Annotated in this window: 16 protein-coding genes; 10 read left to right on the top strand and 6 right to left on the bottom strand. The window is 47.1% G+C overall.

All coding sequences use genetic code 11. The features are described from left to right. Nucleotides 1–598 precede the first annotated feature (598 nt). From CAN90_RS13175 to CAN90_RS13205, 7 genes are all read left to right on the top strand, one after another. On the top strand, nt 599–1,576 hold the full coding sequence (locus tag CAN90_RS13175; RefSeq protein WP_085834253.1) for a Gfo/Idh/MocA family protein: 978 nt from the start codon (nt 599–601) through the stop codon (nt 1,574–1,576). 115 nt (nt 1,577–1,691) lie between these two features. Continuing rightward, nucleotides 1,692–2,663, top strand: a complete 972-nt coding sequence (locus CAN90_RS13180) for a metal ABC transporter substrate-binding protein (protein WP_085834254.1) — start codon at nt 1,692–1,694, stop codon at nt 2,661–2,663. A 44-nt stretch (nt 2,664–2,707) separates the two neighbouring features. Beyond that, on the top strand, nt 2,708–3,454 hold the full coding sequence (locus tag CAN90_RS13185; protein WP_085834255.1) for a metal ABC transporter ATP-binding protein: 747 nt from the start codon (nt 2,708–2,710) through the stop codon (nt 3,452–3,454). 143 nt (nt 3,455–3,597) lie between these two features. Then, a complete protein-coding gene (locus CAN90_RS13190; protein WP_423236547.1) occupies nt 3,598–4,392 on the top strand; it encodes a metal ABC transporter permease in 795 nt (264 codons plus the stop codon). A gap of 19 nt (nt 4,393–4,411) precedes the next feature. Beyond that, a complete protein-coding gene (locus CAN90_RS13195; protein WP_085834257.1) occupies nt 4,412–5,410 on the top strand; it encodes a CobW family GTP-binding protein in 999 nt (332 codons plus the stop codon). 4 nt (nt 5,411–5,414) lie between these two features. Then, nucleotides 5,415–6,974, top strand: coding sequence for a permease (locus tag CAN90_RS13200; protein ID WP_085834258.1), 1,560 nt, complete (start codon nt 5,415–5,417; stop codon nt 6,972–6,974). Nucleotides 6,975–6,980: 6 nt separating this feature from the next. Then, entirely contained in the window at nt 6,981–7,748 is a 768-nt protein-coding gene (locus CAN90_RS13205) for a TIGR03943 family putative permease subunit (RefSeq protein ID WP_085834259.1), read from the top strand. A gap of 227 nt (nt 7,749–7,975) precedes the next feature. Here CAN90_RS13205 and CAN90_RS13210 read toward each other — a convergent pair whose 3' ends face one another. From CAN90_RS13210 to CAN90_RS13225, 4 genes are all read right to left on the bottom strand, one after another. Further along, a complete protein-coding gene (locus CAN90_RS13210; protein ID WP_085834260.1) occupies nt 7,976–9,361 on the bottom strand; it encodes a TrkH family potassium uptake protein in 1,386 nt (461 codons plus the stop codon). 24 nt (nt 9,362–9,385) lie between these two features. Beyond that, entirely contained in the window at nt 9,386–9,922 is a 537-nt protein-coding gene (locus CAN90_RS13215; RefSeq protein WP_085834261.1) for a QueT transporter family protein, read from the bottom strand. A 154-nt stretch (nt 9,923–10,076) separates the two neighbouring features. Then, nucleotides 10,077–10,742: a potassium channel family protein gene (locus CAN90_RS13220; protein WP_085834262.1), complete on the bottom strand. Its 666-nt coding sequence runs from the start codon at nt 10,740–10,742 to the stop codon at nt 10,077–10,079. A gap of 109 nt (nt 10,743–10,851) precedes the next feature. Continuing rightward, entirely contained in the window at nt 10,852–11,475 is a 624-nt protein-coding gene (locus tag CAN90_RS13225) for a potassium channel family protein (RefSeq protein ID WP_085834263.1), read from the bottom strand. Between the two features lie 286 nt (nt 11,476–11,761). Here CAN90_RS13225 and CAN90_RS13230 point away from each other — a divergent pair, with 286 nt between their 5' ends. The 3 genes from CAN90_RS13230 (at nt 11,762) to CAN90_RS13240 (ending at nt 16,429) form a co-directional block, all read left to right on the top strand. Then, on the top strand, nt 11,762–14,056 hold the full coding sequence (locus tag CAN90_RS13230; protein ID WP_085834264.1) for a cell division protein FtsA: 2,295 nt from the start codon (nt 11,762–11,764) through the stop codon (nt 14,054–14,056). 320 nt (nt 14,057–14,376) lie between these two features. Further along, nucleotides 14,377–15,153 (top strand): TSUP family transporter, encoded by a 777-nt coding sequence (locus CAN90_RS13235; protein WP_085834265.1) that lies wholly within the window; start codon nt 14,377–14,379, stop codon nt 15,151–15,153. A gap of 370 nt (nt 15,154–15,523) precedes the next feature. Beyond that, nucleotides 15,524–16,429 (top strand): PhzF family isomerase, encoded by a 906-nt coding sequence (locus CAN90_RS13240; protein WP_085834266.1) that lies wholly within the window; start codon nt 15,524–15,526, stop codon nt 16,427–16,429. Nucleotides 16,430–16,811: 382 nt separating this feature from the next. Here CAN90_RS13240 and CAN90_RS13535 read toward each other — a convergent pair whose 3' ends face one another. Next, nucleotides 16,812–17,492, bottom strand: a complete 681-nt coding sequence (locus CAN90_RS13535) for a hypothetical protein (RefSeq protein ID WP_143750837.1) — start codon at nt 17,490–17,492, stop codon at nt 16,812–16,814. A 99-nt stretch (nt 17,493–17,591) separates the two neighbouring features. Further along, on the bottom strand, nt 17,592–17,900 hold the full coding sequence (locus CAN90_RS13250) for a hypothetical protein (RefSeq protein WP_242953671.1): 309 nt from the start codon (nt 17,898–17,900) through the stop codon (nt 17,592–17,594). Between the last annotated feature and the right edge of the window lie 45 nt (nt 17,901–17,945).

Raw genomic sequence — 17,945 nt, forward strand, 5'->3', positions numbered from 1 at the left:
CCGAGAAAAATGTGGCTGGAGCCCATATTGCACAGTCGTTCCCCACAATATGAATCCATTTCCTGTTACAAAATCTATTATCTCTCATCAGACATTATTTGTCCAGTGCTTTTTTAAAATTTCCGTCTCATTTATGAATTTTTTTCTCTTGTTCCCCGCATTTTCGGCGTTTTTTCGGCTCTTCGGTTTGAAAAGACGCGGCATGCCTGTAAATATGAATATTTTTAGCTACTTTCGTGTTCTTACACGACATAAAATAAGATTTTTGCCTTCGTACTTTGTTTAAAAAAAGACGTTCTCATGTCTATATTATAGTAGGATGAACTCTTTCTGTCTACGATTTCTATGCAATTACCTGTCTGATAGATGTTTTTTTAATGTTCTTTTTTACAATTATTCTTAATTTGTGTTCTTTTATTGAAAAATAACCTCTTTTTTCCTTGTGTTTTAAACCTATTTTATCTTTTGCGATAGAACGAATTCTTGCATTGCAAAACCACTCCTTATATAATGAAAATACATATGAATCATTTTACGGAGTAACACTCATACTGAAGTTACGGAATAAAAACACGATATTCAGAAAGGAACTCTTACCATGCGCCAATGGAAAATCGGAATTATCGGTACCGGAGGGATTGCCGAAAAAATGGCTCAAACCCTCTGCCACATGCCGGAGGTACAGCTCGTTGCCGTTGCAGCGAGGGATGAAGAGCGGGCGCAAACATTTGCCCGGCGCTTTGGTGCTCCACGCGCGTATGGCTCTTACCTTGCATTAGCCAAAGACCCTGAGATTGACCTTGTTTATATTGCAACTCCGAATAACTGTCACCGTGAACATGCCTTACTTTGTTTAGAGAATGGTAAAAACGTACTGTGTGAAAAGCCTTTTACCATTAATGAAGCCCAAGCACAAGAGGTTTTTGCTAAAGCAGCCGAACAGAAACTGCTTGTTACCGAGGCATTATGGACTAGGTATATGCCTCTTTCACGTCAGCTACAAGAGCTTCTCCAAAATGGTGCAATCGGCGAACCGTATCTGCTGCAAGCCAGCATGAGCGCTTTAGCCCCGTTGCAGCGCCTGAAAGACCCTGCACTTGGCGGGGGTGCTCTGCTCGATATTGGGGTATACTTACTCACAATAGATGCAATGGTGTTTGATACACAAGTTGAAAATATATCTACCTCTGTCATTCAATCCGAAGAGGGTATCGATATTCAAAGCTGCTTGTCCCTCACGCACCCCGGGCAGAAGCTCGCCGTTTTAAATAGTACCATGCTCGCCGTAAGCGACCGAAAAGCATATGTATATGGCAACAAGGGTTATTTGACAATTGATAACTTAAACAACCCCGAGCAAATTGAAGTGTTTGACGAGAATCGATGCTCGGTTCACATTTACAAACGCCCGGAACAAATTAGCGGCATGGAATATGAGGTTCTCTCTTGCCTGCATGCGATGGAGCAAGGGCAAACAGAATGCCCCGAAATACCCCACGCAGAGACCCTGCGAATCTTACGCATGATGGATTCCATCCGCACGCAATGGGGAATTTGCTACCCCTGCGAACAATAATCTCCCTATTTTTTCTTTCTTTTTTCTTGACAGTCACCAGAATAGAGGTTTATAATAACCATATTCTAAATGCAAGTGAATTTCATTTGCGATTGACAATAACAGGAGGCTTCTCATGAAAAAGATATTACTCGGGCTGGTTAGTACGGCACTCAGTGCGGTGCTCTTAGCCGGTTGCGCCGCTGTAGGCGTAGGTGTAGGCTCTACCAGTTCTTCTGCCGCTATAACACCATCCGGTGAAATACAGAAAATAAAGGTTTACACCAGCTTTTATACCATGTACGATTTTGCTCAAAAAATCGGTGGAGATAAAATAGAGGTGGTTAATTTGGTTCCCTCCGGAACAGAGCCGCACGATTGGGAGCCGCAGGCCAACGACATCGTCGGACTTGAAAAGGCAGACGTTTTTATTTATAACGGTGCCGGGCTCGAGCATTGGGCGAGCAGCGTTCTTTCGACCCTGCAAAATAAAAACCTGATTACTGTTGAAGCCTCCTCCGGAATCCCTTTGTTAGAAGGAAAGCATGAATCGGAAGAGAAAGAAGCGGATGCAGAGGGTGCTTCCACTGACCCGCATGTGTGGCTTAGCCCGGTAAATGCAAAAAAAGAGATGGAAACCATTAAAGATGCGCTTGTCAAAGCAGATCCATCCAACAAAGAAACCTTTGAAGCCAATTACAGCAAGTATGCTGCAAAGGCGGATGAGCTGGACAATCAGTTCCGCCAAATGACAAATGGCCTGAAAAACAAAGATTTAATTGTTGCACACCAGGCATTTGGCTACCTTTGCAAAGAGTACAGCTTAAACCAGGTGGCGATTGAGGGTCTTTCCCCCGATTCCGAGCCGGATGCCGCTCGTATGGCGGAAATCATCCAGTTTGCGAAAGAGCGCAAAATCACTACCATTTTCTTTGAAGAACTCGTTAGCCCTAAAGTTGCAGAAACCATCGCGAAAGCTACCGGCGCAAAAACTGCCGTATTAGACCCTGTTGAGGGACTCAGCGATGAAAATAAAGCAAAGGGCATGGAATACTTCTCGATTATGGAGAAAAATCTTGAGGCAATCCGCGTGGCAAACGGCGGCTAAGCTTACGCCACGTGGTAAGTGTCTTACAGAAAAGAGCGAATCAAATGAATTCTATTCTTGAAGTGAATCATCTCAGCTTTGCTTATGGCTCACAGCCCATCCTTTCAGACGTAAGCTTTTCTCTCAAGCGTGGCGATTTTACTGCCATTATTGGCGTGAACGGTGCTGGAAAAAGCACACTAATGAAGCTGCTTTTGGGTGAGCTGATGCCACAGCAGGGTGAAATTAAGCTATTTGGTCAGGAGCTCTCGCAGTTTCACAGCTGGCCAAAAATTGGGTATGTACCACAAAACGGCGCTGCTGCCAGTGAGAACTTCCCAGCTACGGCGGAAGAAATTGTGCGTGCCAACCTGTATTCGCAGACCGGGCTTTTACATTTTTTTGGTAAACGCCAAAAGGAACAAACCCGAAAAGCGCTAGAGTCCGTAAACATGCTGCCTTACGCCAAACGGATGCTCAGTGAGCTTTCCGGCGGGCAGCAGCAGAGAGTGATGCTTGCCAGAGTTCTTGCGGCTAACCCACAGATGATGCTTCTCGATGAGCCCACCACCGGGGTAGACGCCCAGACCGTACAATCCTTATATGAACTGCTTGCGCGTTTAAACCGGGAAACTGGGCTCACGATTATTATGATTACACACGACATTGCTGGCGCAATGGATACGGTAAACCGGGTATTTTGCTTGGAAGAAGGCTCTTTGCTTGAGCTGAACCACGCACAATTGCATGATGAAGCAAAACACCGGCACAAGCACCCCATCCCACCCAAGCAAGTTGACCGAACCTACTAAGGCAGCGACTGCCCGTATTTTAGTGCGATAATACGATTTTCCCGTGCAAGCCATTTTTATGTGGCATGCACGGGGTTCCTGCATTTTTACGATTCTCCCATTGAAAGGAATGGTTTTTGGTGTCCATACTGGACTATGAATTTATGAGGCGGGCCTTTCTAGTCGGCATTCTTTTGGCGGCGACTGTGCCCTGCATTGGTATTGTGGTGGTGCTCAAACGCCTTTCGATGATGGGCGATGCACTCTCACACACCAGCCTTGCAGGTGTTGCTGCCGGTTTGGTACTGGGCATAAACCCCATATTGGGTGCCGTTGTTGCCTGTATTGCTGCCGCTTTGAGTATTGAGGCAATCCGCAAGAAAATCCCCAAGTATTCTGAGCTCTCCATCGCCATTATTTTATCTGCCGGTGTGGGGCTAGCAGGCGTACTTTCCAGCTTTGTAAAGAATGCCGCTAATTTTAATAGCTTTTTATTTGGAAGCATCGTTGCTATCAGTGATTTTGAGCTGGTGCTTGTTTGCTGTATTAGTGCGGCTGTTTTGATTTGCTTTCTGGTTTTGTACCGTGAATTGTTTTTAATTACACTAGACGAACGCACCGCTAGGCTCGCCGGTGTTCCTGTAAAAGCAGTAAACTTTATTTTCACCATACTTACCGCCATTACGGTATCCGTAGCGGCACGTACGGTTGGTGCGCTTATTATATCATCGCTGATGGTTATCCCCGTCACCTGCGCCATGCAGATTGCGAAAAGCTACCGCCAAACGGTGCTTTGGGCCGTTGTGTTTGCCTTACTGTTTACGGTTTCAGGGTTATTTGTATCGTACTACGCCCGTTTACGCCCCGGCGCAACAATTGTATTAATCGGCGTTGTGGTATTGGTCATTATTTTGCTCGCAAAAAGCGTGTTTGGCGCCAATCGGCGAGCAAGTGTGTAGGTTTGCGAAGGAGACTTCTATGAAAACGGATATTTACCTTATCTCTGGCTTTTTGGGTGCAGGAAAAACCACGCTGATTGACCGCTTACTGCGGGAAGCATTCAAACCCGAAGAGACCGTAGTCATTGAAAATGATTTTGGCGAGGTGAGCCTGGATACCTCCCTCATCCGCTCCGGAGGGTTTGCTGTAAAGGAACTGAGTGCCGGCTGTATCTGTTGCAGCCTAACTGGCGATTTTCAGGCTGCGATTTGGGAGGTACTAAACGAATTTTCTCCAAAGCAGATTCTGATTGAGCCTTCCGGCGTTGGCAAGCTTTCCGATATTGAAGCGGCGTGCCAAGCCCCCAAAATAGCTGAATTAGCACAGATACGGCGCAAAATCACCATTGCAGATGTTGTCCGCTGCCGCATGTACATAGATAATTTTGGTGAGTTTTATGAGGATCAAATTCAGCATGCCGATGTCATTCTGCTCAGCCGAACGGAGCAGAACCCAGAGAAAGTAAGTGGGGCAAAAAAGCTGCTTGCTTCACTGGCTCCGAACGTGTTGGTTATGGATGAAGCTTGGAGCTCTTTGGGTATTCCCGCTCTTCTAGGGCAGGCGTCCGCACCCATCAGCCATGAGGAATGCCACGACGAGGGCTGCTGCTGTCATCAAGACCATCACCATCATAATCACAGCGAAGAATGCTGCCATCACGACCATCATCACCACCATGATGACGAGTGCTGCCACAGCCATACCGCAGAGGAAGCCTTTGAAACGCTGAATATTCAACTCCCTCACACCATAACCACAGACGAATTGAAGCATGTCTTTCGCACTCTGCAGTCGAAGCAATTCGGTCATATTCTGCGCGCCAAAGGCATTGTTGGTACTGAAACGGGTTCGGTTACCGTACAGTACTTGCCCGGTGAGCTGAATTTGACGCCTTGCGATTTGCAGCCTAGTGCGCTGTGCATTATTGGTAAAGATTTGAATAAGCAAGCGCTAAAACAGGTTTTTAAAAAGAGGTGAACACTTGTCTATTCCTGTATATGTGGTAACGGGGTTCCTCGAATCCGGTAAAACCACCTTACTCAATCATTTATTGGAGAAGAGAACCAAAAAGCACCGACTAATCGTGCAGTTTGAATCGGGTCTGGAAGAAATCTCAGAGAAAACAGGCTGCGATATTATGGTGGTACCAAAGCGTGTACTTGAGCAGTCACCGGAAAAAGCGGCTACTAGCATCGGTAACTATGTAACAGATTCCCCGCCAGATGAAATATGGGTGGAATGGAACGGGGTAACGCCCCTTGAAGAGCTGTACTCCTTATTTTCGCGTCCGCAGCTTTCTGGCTGCCAAATCAAACGCATGATACATATGGCAGATGCGCAAACGCTATCACAGTTATTGGGTCGAACCGGCTCTGCTCTTCCTGAGCAAATTGCCGCCTGCGATTTTGCAGTCATTCGAAATGCGTTTACCGATGCTGAATTTCGCAGTGCCCGAAAGCTCCTGCGAGAAATCAACCCCGGGGTACGGGTTCTGGATGATGACGCAACCCCAGAAATCTTCCAGCGGGCAACACGACGAAAGAGCAACCCTGCCGCCGGGTTTGCCCTCTTCATCCTCTCTTTTGCCGCACTGTATTTGGGTGCCGAGGCAGTCTTCCACTTATCACAAACTCGCATCAATACGGTGATTAACATATTCCTTGGCATAATGCTGCAAGGCATCCCCTTTCTTATCATCGGAGTTTTCATCTCTTCGGCAATCCAGGTTTTTATCCCGCAACGAACCATCGAGCGTTTATTCCCTAAAAATCTGGCGGGTGGGATGCTGGTCGCCATTTTAGCAGGCTTTTGCCTGCCGGTATGCGACTGCGCTTCCATTCCCATCTTTCGCAGTCTGGTAAAAAAGGGGGTACCTCTACCGGCGGCGGTTACCTTTATGACTGCCACCCCGGTCATTAACCCTGTGGTCATGCTCTCCACCTACGCCGCATTTAACGGGAATCTTTCGGTTATGCTCGGGCGCGTCGGCATGGGAATTCTCTCTGCTATACTGATTGGTGGCTGGTTTGCACTGCGGCCCAGCAAGGCGACCTCCGTTTCCTCAGGTTACGACCGCATTATGTGCTCCTGCGGGTGCTATGGCGGCGCAGAGGATGCAACAACCGTGGCACAGCGTGTTTCACTTTTACTTCGCCACTCTCAAGCTGAGTTCTTTGGTGTAGCGAAATACCTGACGGTGGGTGCGTTCCTCGCCGCTCTCTTCCAAGTAATGGTGTCGAACTCCCTCTTGCTGCAAACCCCTACGGATTTTGCACTATCCTTGCTCTTTATGATGGCCATGGCGTTTTTGCTATCTCTTTGCTCCTCCTCCGATGCAGTGGTTGCAAAGAGCTTTGCTGCCCGCTTCCCCATGGAGCCAGTAATGGGCTTTCTCGTATTTGGCCCTATGATGGACATCAAGAATGTATTAATGCTTTCCGGTGGCTTCTCCCGCCGATTTGTTGCGAAGCTTCTATTTGTATGCTTTGCCGTCTGCTTTGTGGTTGTTTACGCTACCGCACGCTTTTTTGTAGGAGGCTAATCTGCTATGGATAAAAGAACACACAGCTCGCAAACCCTCCTCGAGGCTGCCTGCTGTTTATCGTTTGCCGCCATGATTTTGTACTTGGCGCTTACCGGAGCGTATTTGCAGTACGTTACTCCAAAAACACTCCCATACCTATATTTTACCGTTGCCGTTATGCTACTTTGGGGCGTTTTTGGTATGCTAGGGCGTACCCGCTCCATACAAAAACCGCGCACTGCGCACTGCCTTACCCTAGCTCTTCCTCTTTTATTGCTTTTGCTTCCCCACAGTGCAGTAACCTCGTCCTCTCTTTCTTCCGGCTATGTGGGTGCAGCAAACTCCCCCAATACAGTACAACAGCAAGCTGCTTCCAATACCAAACAGCCGGAGCAGGCTTACGGCACACTTACCGGACTGGATGAAGCCAATCAAACCATTACCGTAAGTGACAGTGAGTTTTACTTGTGGATAACCGCCTTTTACGAGAATCCGCAAAGGTACGATGGCTACCATGTTCGTATGACAGGCTTTGTCTTTCGCGATTCCTCACAGATGAAGAGCAATGAATTTGTACCTGCAAGGCTAATGATGAGCTGCTGTGTTGCGGATCTTACGCCACTTGGCCTTCTTTGCCAGTATGATAAGGTAAATGAGTTAAAAGAGAACGAATGGATCACCGTAGAGGGCACGCTTCATTACGGGGAATATCAAGGTACCCCAGAACCGCAAATTACCATCACCTCCACAACCCCTGCAAAAGAGGTTGCCGGGTACTTATATCCCATTTAACCCCCTAAAATCTATATTATAAATAAAGAAACTGCCGAAAAATGATTTTGCGGCAGTTCCTTTTCTATTCTTGTAGGAATTTGTACCTTGTTGGTTATTTCTTCTAGAAATCTTAAACTGGGCAATTCATGTACAACCATATTTTATCTTTATAATAGAACAATGCAGGAGCACAAAAAAAGCCTGACGCAAAGAATGCGTCAGGCTCAAATTTTATACAGCTGTATTTACCCTACTATGATTCGCGCCTCCGGCATTACGCAGCCAGGCTTCCCTGAGTGGCGAATGGAGACCGATAGGCCAAGTGACACTAGCCCCACACGGCCAATAAACATTGCAAAAGAAAGCGCAATTAACGATGGATCATCTAAAAGTGGTGTGAGGTTCGGACTCATACCGATGGTACTGAATGCCGCTACTGCCTCTTGCAAAGCCGCTATTGCGCCCACGTTAAGCTCCGTATTGCTCAAAAGCACAATTCCCGTAGTGACAAATACGGTTAGAATTCCTCCGGTAAAAATGGTAAGCGCACGATAGACTACATTGTGGCTAATCATATGGTGACGAATTACCGTATCTTCCCGCCCACGCATCACACTCACTACCGTTGCCACCAATACCACCAGCGTAGTGGTTTTAATACCGCCACCGGTAGAGCAAGGTGCCGCGCCAATAAAGCTGAGTACCAGAGAAATGAGGGTAGTAAGGTCTTTTTGCTGTGTTACATCTACCGCGGTAAAACCGGCGGTACGCATGGTGTTTGATTGAAACCACGCGGTAACGATTTTGTCTCCCCAGTTCATACCGCTCAGGGTATTGTCATACTCCAAAGACAAAAATGCCAGCATACCAAAGGTAAGTAAAACAAGCTCACTAACCAGCACCAATACGGTATGAAAGCTAAGCGGAGAGGGCTTTTGCCCCTTTATACGGCGGTAAATCTTTGTGTAATATACATCGCTGATTACCACAAAGCCAACGCCGCCAATGAGCATTAGAATATAGGCCGGAATCATTATCAAGGGATCACCCGCATAGGGGGCCAGGCTGGCATAGGGGTGTAGAAAGCCCATTATATCGAACCCTGCGTTGCAGTAGGCCGAAACGGAGTGAAATATCGCCAGCCAAAGGCCATAAGGCCCAAATTGGGGAACAAAGCGAAGCGCCATGATAAGTGCGCCGGCTCCTTCCGCCACAAAGGTTACTGTTAAAATCATGCGGAGAAGCTGAGAAACGTTCAGGTTATCTCCCTGCAAATTTTCGCGTGCCAATGAAAGCTCACGCAAACCCACCTTTTGCCGAAAAAGAAGAGCAAAACCAGTGGTAAAAGTAATAATGCCAAGGCCGCCAAGCTGAATTAAAAGCAAGATCACCACTTGACCAAATGTACTCCAATGCAGCCAAGTGTCAAACTTAGTAAGACCCGTAACACATACCGCAGAAACCGACGTGAACAGGGCATCCGGCAGGCTTGTCCCTTGCCCGCTGCGTGAGCAAACCGGCAGCATTAGAATAAGACCACCAATCAATATTAGAATCAAAAAGCTGATGACCACTAGCCTTACCGGCGGAGTGGTTCTCATTTTTTTGCTCAAAGTCGTGCCCAATCCCATGTGTCTTCTCCCTTAAAAATTCAATCAGTATCCCGACTGTTGGAATAACTTTTGCGCTGTGCCGGATTTCTCTAGCAAGAAAGCCAAAGGCAGCCCCAGCACCGCAAGCACAACCAGCTCGCCCGCACCAACGGACACCCCAGCAGCAAAAAAGCCCGCTGCCGTAAAGCCAGACGGCAAAAAGAAAGCCAGCTCAGCACCGATTACCAACGCGTTACACAGAACGGGCGGCAATGCAGACAAAACTGGGAGGCCACGCAGACGAAATCGGCGTAATTGGTAAGACATAACCGCCGCCAGCAAAGTGGCTCCTGTTCCACACAGAATGTCTACCACACCATATGGGCTCCCTAAATTGGATATAAGGCAGCCGATGGTGATACCGGGAATCGCCGCAGGCGTAAACACCGGTAAAATGGTGAGGGCTTCTGATAGCCGGAACTGTACCGGCCCATAGGCAAGCCCCATGGCAGATGACAAAAAGGTGAGTACCACGTAGAGTGCGGCGATCATAGCGCCCTGTACTAAAAATACAGTGCGCCGGGATACTGTTGTTTTCATTTTTAAATTCCCCCGTAGTTTTATTTTAAGTCAGGATCTTGCGACTGACTATGCCCTTTTGGGCATGCAATATAGAATACTCCTTTTGATATGAAAAAGCAATTCATTTCTTGCTTAATTTTTATAGATGTTGTTTTTCTTATGTTCTAAGAAATCAGTGGTTTCGTTCTCCAAGAATATGGAGCAGCTTTTTCTGGTTTTTATTCTCACACACGGCCACTACCTGGTCTCCCGCATGTAAAACCGAGCGGCCATTGGGGATAATCATTTGACCCGCACGCATAATCGAAACAATTAGGGTATTTTCCGGCAAAGAAATATCCATCAAACGCACCCCATGCAGAGAAGTGTCATCGGTAAGCACCATGCTGCAAATACCGGCACGACCTTTATTAAGGGTAGCCAGCAGGTGCATTTCTGCCAAATCGACCTCTTGCTCAATCATATTGGTGATAATTTCAGTGCTGGAGACGGCAATGTCTGGCCCCATGGTTCTGAGCACCTCCAGATTTCGCGGGTTATTTGCCCGCACAATCACTTTTTTGGCACCAAACTCCATTTTGGCAAGCTGAGCCGCCACTAGATTATCTTGGTCACTGCCGGTTACGGCAATAAATGCGTCTGCGTCTTTCGTTTGCGCACTTTCTAAAATAGCGGGCTCGGTACCGTCGCCGCAGGTAACCTCAACTCCCAAATCGTTCGCTATTTTAACGCATTTGGCATATTCCTTTTCAATTAGGCGAATGTGGTACTTACGGTCAAGCATATTGCGGGCTACATTATACCCCAGCTTACCGCCGCCCATAATGACTATTTTCATCGAAATTCTCCCTTTATTTACTGGTCACATATTGCAAGCAATTACGTTCGGCCAGTTCTTGCTCTTCTGCCTGTTACAGATGAGTTTTATGTTAGTATAACCTTTATACTTAGTCGCTCACGTGTGCCTGCATCAGTTTTTCGCCTGCTTTTAGCACAATATCCGTTTGGTGATCGTAAAGCTCCGATTCAAAATTCTGGTGAATCACACCAAAGGGCACCCAGCCATCTTCAATTGGAATTGAAGAAATTCCTTTTCCAATATAGTGCTCGTCCACTTCTTTCACACGGAACGTGACAGAAGCCGTTTCAAACGTCATTTGTACCGGCTCCCATGGTGAGGTAAGCACCGTATTCATAGCGTCTGCCGCAAGGTTGGTTGGGCAAACGGTACGCAGCCCAAAACGATGAAACACACTCTCACGCCGGGGGTCTGAGATTCGGGCAACCACGTTTTCCACCCCAAAAAAGTTCTTTACAATTTGTGCGACCGTTATATTCAAATTATCATCCGGAGTAACCACCGCAACCGCATCGCAGTTTTGAACTCCCGCCGCTTGCAGCACGCTCTGATCCATGGGCATACCGGTTACCTTTACACCACTAAACGTTTCCGGCAAACGCAGAAGGTTATCCTCCAGCCCGTCCACCACAGCTACGTCGTGGCCCTCCGTATCCAACTGTTCGGCCAGTGCAGAGCCAAGGCGCCCGCAGCCCACCACCAAAATATTCAAATCAACTTCCCTCCGGTTCTTTCCATATCAAAAAGACTGGCAAAATAACAAACCGCCCCTTGGCAATGCGCAAATTAGCGCTGCGCCCGGGGCTTTCTACCAGATAACAGCATCATCATATCATCTTTGCATCGTTCTGTCTAGCACCCAATTTATTTTGTTTTTCTTGTAGGAAAATAGCGCTTTTCCACCTGCCAAGAATTGCATTTTCCCCTCTCATATTGTAATATAGTTGGTATGATTTGGTCGTAATTTGGCGAACACAATGAAGCGGAGGTCTTTTTCAATGCAGGAAGAAAACCAAGCGTGGCAGACCGCCACAGATACTCGGGAGAAAACCCCACCGGAGAACTATGTGTTTGCACTGGATATTGGTACACGCAGTATCATCGGTATTGTAGGCCTGCCCCAAGGCGAAAAGCTGGAGGTGTGTGCCGTTGAGATAGCGGAGCACGAAAAGCGCGCCATGATTGATGGGCAAATAGAAGACATTGAACAGGTGAGCCGTGTCGCTGGGCTTGTGAAAAGGCGGCTGGAGGAACGCGTGGGCTACCCTCTTACCCGTGTTTGCGTGGCGGCGGCCGGCCGTGCCCTGCGCACCTGTGAGGTTCACTATGAGCTAAACCTGCAAAGCCCACAGGTAATTACGCCTGAAATACTCTGTCGCCTAGAGGCCGGAGCGGTACAACAGGCAGAGCAGGAATTTGCACCTACAGTCGAAGACGAGAGCCGCTCCGTATTTTACCTTGTTGGGTACTCCGTTTCGCGTTATTTTCTGGATAAATACCCCATGGGCAGCCTGCTTGACCACCGCGGTGAGCAATTGGAAGCGGATGTCATCGCAACGTTTCTCCCCCGTGAGGTTGTGGACAGCCTTTATACCGCCATGCAGAAATGTGGACTTGAGGTTGCAAGCTTAACCCTTGAGCCAATTGCCGCCATGAATGCGGCGATACCGCAGAATCTTCGTCTTTTGAATCTTGCCCTCGTTGACATTGGCGCAGGTACGTCAGACATAGCTGTTTCAAAGGATGGTGGTGTGGTAGGCTACACAATGGCAACGATTGCAGGCGACGAAGTAACCGAGGCGTTGATGCGGGAGTATTTAGTGGACTTCCCCACGGCAGAACGCATGAAAATGAAGTTAGAACAGCAAGAGGACATCTTCTTCCAAGATATATTAGGGTTTGACCAGCAGATAACCGCCGAGGAGCTAAGCGAAAAGGTGACTCCAGTATTGCACCGTTTGGGTGAAGAAATTAGTCAGCAAATCCTTAAAGCCAATGGAGAAGCGCCCAGTGCTGTCTTTTTGGTTGGTGGTGGTAGCAAACTCCCCGGCCTTTGCCCTTGCGTTGCAGAAATGCTCAAGCTTCCCGCAAACCGTGTGGCCTTAGGTGGAAAAAACTTTTCCACCTATTTAACGAAGGCAGACTCTAACCTGATGACTCCTGAGTTCGCAACCCCTCTGGGTATCGCCGTTTCTTCGGCGCTCAATTTAATCAGTGACAGCTTTACCGTTCTGCTCAATGGCGCTATAGCAAAGCTGTTCCGCAGTAACAGCCTTTCCGTATTGGATGTTTTACTCATGAACGGCTGGCGGCATGACCAGATGATTGGCCGCTCCGGGAAAAGCCTTGTTTTTGAGCTGGACGGAGAAAATAAGGTCATATACGGTGGCCACCCCACGGTGGCAACAATACAGATTAACGGAACAGACGCCTCTCTATCGGACACCGTGCGTGCCGGTGACTCCATTTTGTTTGACCCTGCTCAAAATGGCAAGGATGCAACCCTTACCGTTGGCGATGTAGCCGACCTACACTCACCGGGAACTGTATTTTTAATGGAGGAAGAAATTCCTCTTGGTCTGCGAGTGATGGTAAATGGGCACCCTGGTACTGCCGAGCAACCCATTTGCGCCCGTGACCGTATTCGCACCCGCCCTGTTAACACACTGGAACAACTACTCTCTTATGCAGGCGTACCAGAAGGAACTGTATTTTTAATAAACGGAGAGGCGCAGCCTCCACACACCTTACTTCACCCCGGCGACCGAATTGAACCGGTAAGCTGGAATCGAGAGGGGTCCCCGACAGAGCCAGTATATGAGCCCGATGAAATGGAACTCCCGGTGGAAGAACCTGAAATAATCGAGCAAGGCTTAAAGGAACAGGAGCATCCACAAGCACAGGTTGAGACGGATTTAGCCGATATACTCGCAAAAGAGGCGCTCACGCAGAGCAATCTACTCGAGACGGCAGAGACAAGCCCCGCTTTCCCCCAAGAACCAGAACCAAAACCGGCGGAACCAACCGAACCAGTGCAAGAGGCACCTCCAATTCCACAAACTACGCCTCCCGTTCTAGTGCTTTTAAACGGTCGTGCTGTAAGGCTCAGCGGAAAAACCGACCGCTCCCCTTACTGCCTGATTGATACACTTAATCTCGTAGATATTGACCTAGCCACTCCACAGGGTTCCATTGTGTTACGAATCAATGGGCGTGAAGCAGGCTACTTAGAGCCATTAAAAGACGGCGATGAGGTAGAAATTTACTGGGACGGCCAAATAAGACCCCACTAACACAAAGTACCCGCCGTATTATAACAAGGCGGGTACTTTCTATATTTATATTCACTGGAAAGAACGAATTCGCATACGATTAAAGTATCTCTGATGCTATTGATTTATGATAGAAGCAAATCTCTTATAACAAAGTAACAAGGAACGAACGCAATTCTTTTTAAAAGCGGCTTCACCCCCTCTTTTCTTTATACCCCCTATACGATTATTTATATTTCAAATGGAGCAATTTCTATTGTAGTAAATGACAAATTTCGCTATAATAACCTCACGCCGCATACCCGAAGCGCTGCTTTGGGCAAAGAAAAGGAGAGACCGACATGGATGATTTATTCCTGCAGCTTATCGTTGTGTGTACTTGCACCTTTCTGGGAGGGTTTATCGACTCCATTTCAGGAGGAGGCGGGTTAATTACTCTACCTGCCTATTTAGCGATTGGCCTACCGCCACACCTTGCAATGGGCACAAACAAGCTTTCTTCCACAGCCGGTACCCTTACTGCAACTATCCGCTATTTGCGCGGTGGTAAAATTCACCTTCGCACGGCGGCAATTGCCGGTGCCATGGCACTCATTGGTGCAGTGCTCGGCGCACACTTGAATATGGTGCTTAACGAAGAATACCTGCGCTACCTGCTGCTTGCAGTTCTACCTGTCATTGCATTCATTACCTTAAAAAAGAAAAAGAATCGTGGCGAAACCGATGAGCACACGCTTTTAAAACCTTCTGTGTTAACCATCCTTTCCATGGCAATCGGCTTTGTCATCGGTACATACGACGGATTTTTTGGTCCCGGTACCGGAACCTTCCTCATCTTTTTGTTTACCGGGCTTACTCGCTTTGATGCGACTACCGCATCTGGAAATGCAAAGGTAGTTAATTTAATGTCGAACCTTTCCTCACTCGTTACCTTTGCCATTGCTGGCAAGGTACTCTTCATTCTTGGTTTACCAGGTGCCGTATTCGGCATTCTGGGTAATTACATTGGCTCCGGTTTGGCCTTGCGCTACAACACTAAGGTGATTCGACCTATGCTGATTGTTTCTCTTATCCTTCTGTTCTGCAAGGTTGCATACGACATTGTTTTGCCCGCTTAAAAGTGTAAAAGTGCGTTTTTTCTATCCTATGCGGAGAAAATGCGCCAATCTATACAAATAGTAACACTTTTTTCTAATTAAAAGCGGTTCGAGTGTTCAAATTGTAATACTGTGTTCTAAACAAATTCGAGGCTTTTCCTTCTTAGATATGTAAGCGATACAGGGCTTTGGATTCGTTTTTCATTACATAACAGTTGTGGACTTCCCTTTTTCGCACTAGACTCTATGAAAATGAACTTAAAATAGAAATACTGAATTCTATTGGAATCGACTTTACTCTTCCGCCGACTGTCCGTTTCATCGTTTCGCTTCAACAAAGGTTCCCAAAAGCTCTTAAAAACAGACGTTTTAAAATACAGGAGGGAAAAACATGTCTAAAAAATACAAATTGTATCAAGTTGACGCCTTTACAGAGCATCGTTTTCGGGGAAATCCGGCTGGTGTTGTACTGAATGCAGACGGTTTAGCGGAACAGGAAATGCAAGAGATTGCAAGGGAGTTAAACAACTCGGAAACCGCCTTTGTTTTTTCTTCCGACTCAAAGGAATATGATGTGGAGATTCGGTTCTTCACTCCGGTTCAGGAGGTGCCCATGTGCGGGCACGCTACTATTGCATCACACTACGTTCGCTCACTGGAACAAAATCTACCAGAAGGGCGTTTGATGCAGAAAATTGGAGCAGGAATTCTGCCAGTAGATATTATACGGAATGGCGATTCCATTGAAATTGCCATGACGCAAGGAATCTTTCGATTGGGAATGCCCTTGCAGGCTAATCAAATTCAGGAGCTTTGCGCAGCACTTCGCCTTTCTCCCGAGCAGCTGCGAGAAGGTTGGCCAATACAGGAGGCGTCCACGGGCTTCGGCAAAATAATGGTACCCATACAAAGTGAAGAGACTCTCGACCATTTAGAGCCAGATTGGGATGCACTCTGCCGGTTCAGTGGTAAGGTTGGGTGCAACGGTTTCTATGTGTTTGCTCCCGCTCCCAAGGATGCCGATTATAAATACTGCGGCAGAATGTTTGCGCCCATCAGTGGTGTGCGGGAAGACCCCGTAACCGGCAATGCAAACGGCCCCTTAGGCGGTTACTTGGCACATTACGGTTTTCTCTCCCCAACGGATGGAGTTTTGCAGTTTTCTGTTCTGCAAGGCAAGGCGATGGGTCGCCCGGGAATCATCTCAGTGAAGGTAGAAATGGAAAACAACGAGCCAAGAGAAATTCAAATCTCTGGAAAAGCTGTGATTGTATTTAGCGCACAGCTCGAAGTATAATATTTCAACACTTCAATAGTAAAAGAATCCCCTTTAGCGGGGATTCTTTTTTCTTTTTAAGCACTCGCTATGCCAATTTTGAACATATACGGTTTCATGGATAGTTTTTATATGTCAAGCGAAACACCTTTACATATTTTTCCAGTAATGAGAGGACAAAAGTAAGCGATATATCTGAATTTCTTCAGCATTATCGGAATTCTCGCTTTTAATGTACAGTCATTTACTTTACAGTCCCGCTTGCAAAACTAAGACAAAAGAGAACATAACAATCGCAAGATAATCGATAGAAAACAAAAAAGCCGTACCTCAACACTCCATTCAGTACTCCATCATACTGAGCTTTAGTGAGGTACGGCAAGTATTCAAATTATGTTGCGTATTAATATTTATTTCGGTAGTATTTATCGTTGAGCAAACGCTTTTTCTTTGTTGGGAATGGGTGCCGGCGATAGCGTTTTCTGCCGGGTCCACCGGGAGGCGGCCTGCGCAACGTGCTAAGAAGCACAATAATTACGATAAGTATCCCAAGGCCAATTAGTGCCCAAGAGACAATCCCCCACCAATTCATGGATTTTTGCGTTTGAACTTCCACACCAGATGCAATAAGATTGTTTGCCTCACTCACGGCACTCACTGGGGGCAACGAAATGGTGGATGAAGATACATCTGAAACGCCCCAAAAAGCTCCCTGTTCACTACTCGAATCTTCGGATGAGGAAAGAGAGGATACTTGGGAAGACACTGTCTTTTTCTTAGAGGCTTTGGAAGAGGACATACGGGACGAAGTCACAGCAGAGGACGACACCGACGAAGAAACTGATGCGTTTGTTGGCACCGAAGAGGATGCCTCCTGTTTTGGCGGTGTACTGCTTGGTGGTGCCGAAGATACTTGCTCCGGTGTACTATTCGGTACAGAGGGCGTATCACCTGCATTTGCTTGAGACTGGCCTTGTCCGCTTACATTCGGCTCTGTGGATGTTGCCAGAACCGGTGTGCAAAGGAGAGAAAAGCCCAGTATCAGCGTCAGCATTGACACCATGAACTGTTTACTTCTGTACATGCGCCATTCCTCCATTTTAATCCTACACTGGTAACTGAAATTTGATTTTTTTACAGGAAACAGTATAACAAAAAAAGTCGTAAAAAGCAATCTTTGTCGTTATTTGTAAGCTTTTTGTAACTCTATCTCCTTTAAAAGCTTACGCCCCTCATCCACTGCCGTAATAACCGCACTTTCCGCACGCTGTGTCCAGTGGTCTAGCTTGGTAATATCCCACTCCCCACCCATACCCAAAACATGCAGGCTCAGAGTTGTTTTTTCTTCACTTACCTGCACCAAAATCATGGGCTGCCTTTCCCCAAAACCCACCTTTGTTGTTTGGTAATCTACCATTATCACTCCGCAGGCAAGTATAATCAGGCAGAGAGTTGAGAAAAACGACGCCCAAAAACAGCGCCTATCTTTCACATCCTTCAAAATTGTATCTCCTTTATCTCATATCATAAATATCGT

The sequence above is a fragment of the Clostridium merdae genome, assembly GCF_900176635.1.
GTDB lineage: Bacteria > Bacillota > Clostridia > Oscillospirales > Acutalibacteraceae > Faecalispora > Faecalispora merdae.

What these genes read in the sequence shown, in the direction of transcription:
- CAN90_RS13180 (WP_085834254.1), top strand. Translation starts at nt 1,692, where the DNA reads ATGAAAAAGATATTACTCGGGCTGGTTAGTACGGCACTCAGTGCGGTG.
- CAN90_RS13220 (WP_085834262.1), bottom strand. Translation starts at nt 10,742, where the DNA reads ATGAAAATAGTCATTATGGGCGGCGGTAAGCTGGGGTATAATGTAGCC.
- CAN90_RS13240 (WP_085834266.1), top strand. Translation starts at nt 15,524, where the DNA reads ATGTCTAAAAAATACAAATTGTATCAAGTTGACGCCTTTACAGAGCAT.
- CAN90_RS13190 (WP_423236547.1), top strand. Translation starts at nt 3,598, where the DNA reads ATGAGGCGGGCCTTTCTAGTCGGCATTCTTTTGGCGGCGACTGTGCCC.
- CAN90_RS13535 (WP_143750837.1), bottom strand. Translation starts at nt 17,492, where the DNA reads ATGTACAGAAGTAAACAGTTCATGGTGTCAATGCTGACGCTGATACTG.
- CAN90_RS13235 (WP_085834265.1), top strand. Translation starts at nt 14,377, where the DNA reads ATGGATGATTTATTCCTGCAGCTTATCGTTGTGTGTACTTGCACCTTT.
- CAN90_RS13205 (WP_085834259.1), top strand. Translation starts at nt 6,981, where the DNA reads ATGGATAAAAGAACACACAGCTCGCAAACCCTCCTCGAGGCTGCCTGC.
- CAN90_RS13215 (WP_085834261.1), bottom strand. Translation starts at nt 9,922, where the DNA reads ATGAAAACAACAGTATCCCGGCGCACTGTATTTTTAGTACAGGGCGCT.
- CAN90_RS13210 (WP_085834260.1), bottom strand. Translation starts at nt 9,361, where the DNA reads ATGGGATTGGGCACGACTTTGAGCAAAAAAATGAGAACCACTCCGCCG.
- CAN90_RS13185 (WP_085834255.1), top strand. Translation starts at nt 2,708, where the DNA reads ATGAATTCTATTCTTGAAGTGAATCATCTCAGCTTTGCTTATGGCTCA.
- CAN90_RS13175 (WP_085834253.1), top strand. Translation starts at nt 599, where the DNA reads ATGCGCCAATGGAAAATCGGAATTATCGGTACCGGAGGGATTGCCGAA.
- CAN90_RS13230 (WP_085834264.1), top strand. Translation starts at nt 11,762, where the DNA reads ATGCAGGAAGAAAACCAAGCGTGGCAGACCGCCACAGATACTCGGGAG.
- CAN90_RS13195 (WP_085834257.1), top strand. Translation starts at nt 4,412, where the DNA reads ATGAAAACGGATATTTACCTTATCTCTGGCTTTTTGGGTGCAGGAAAA.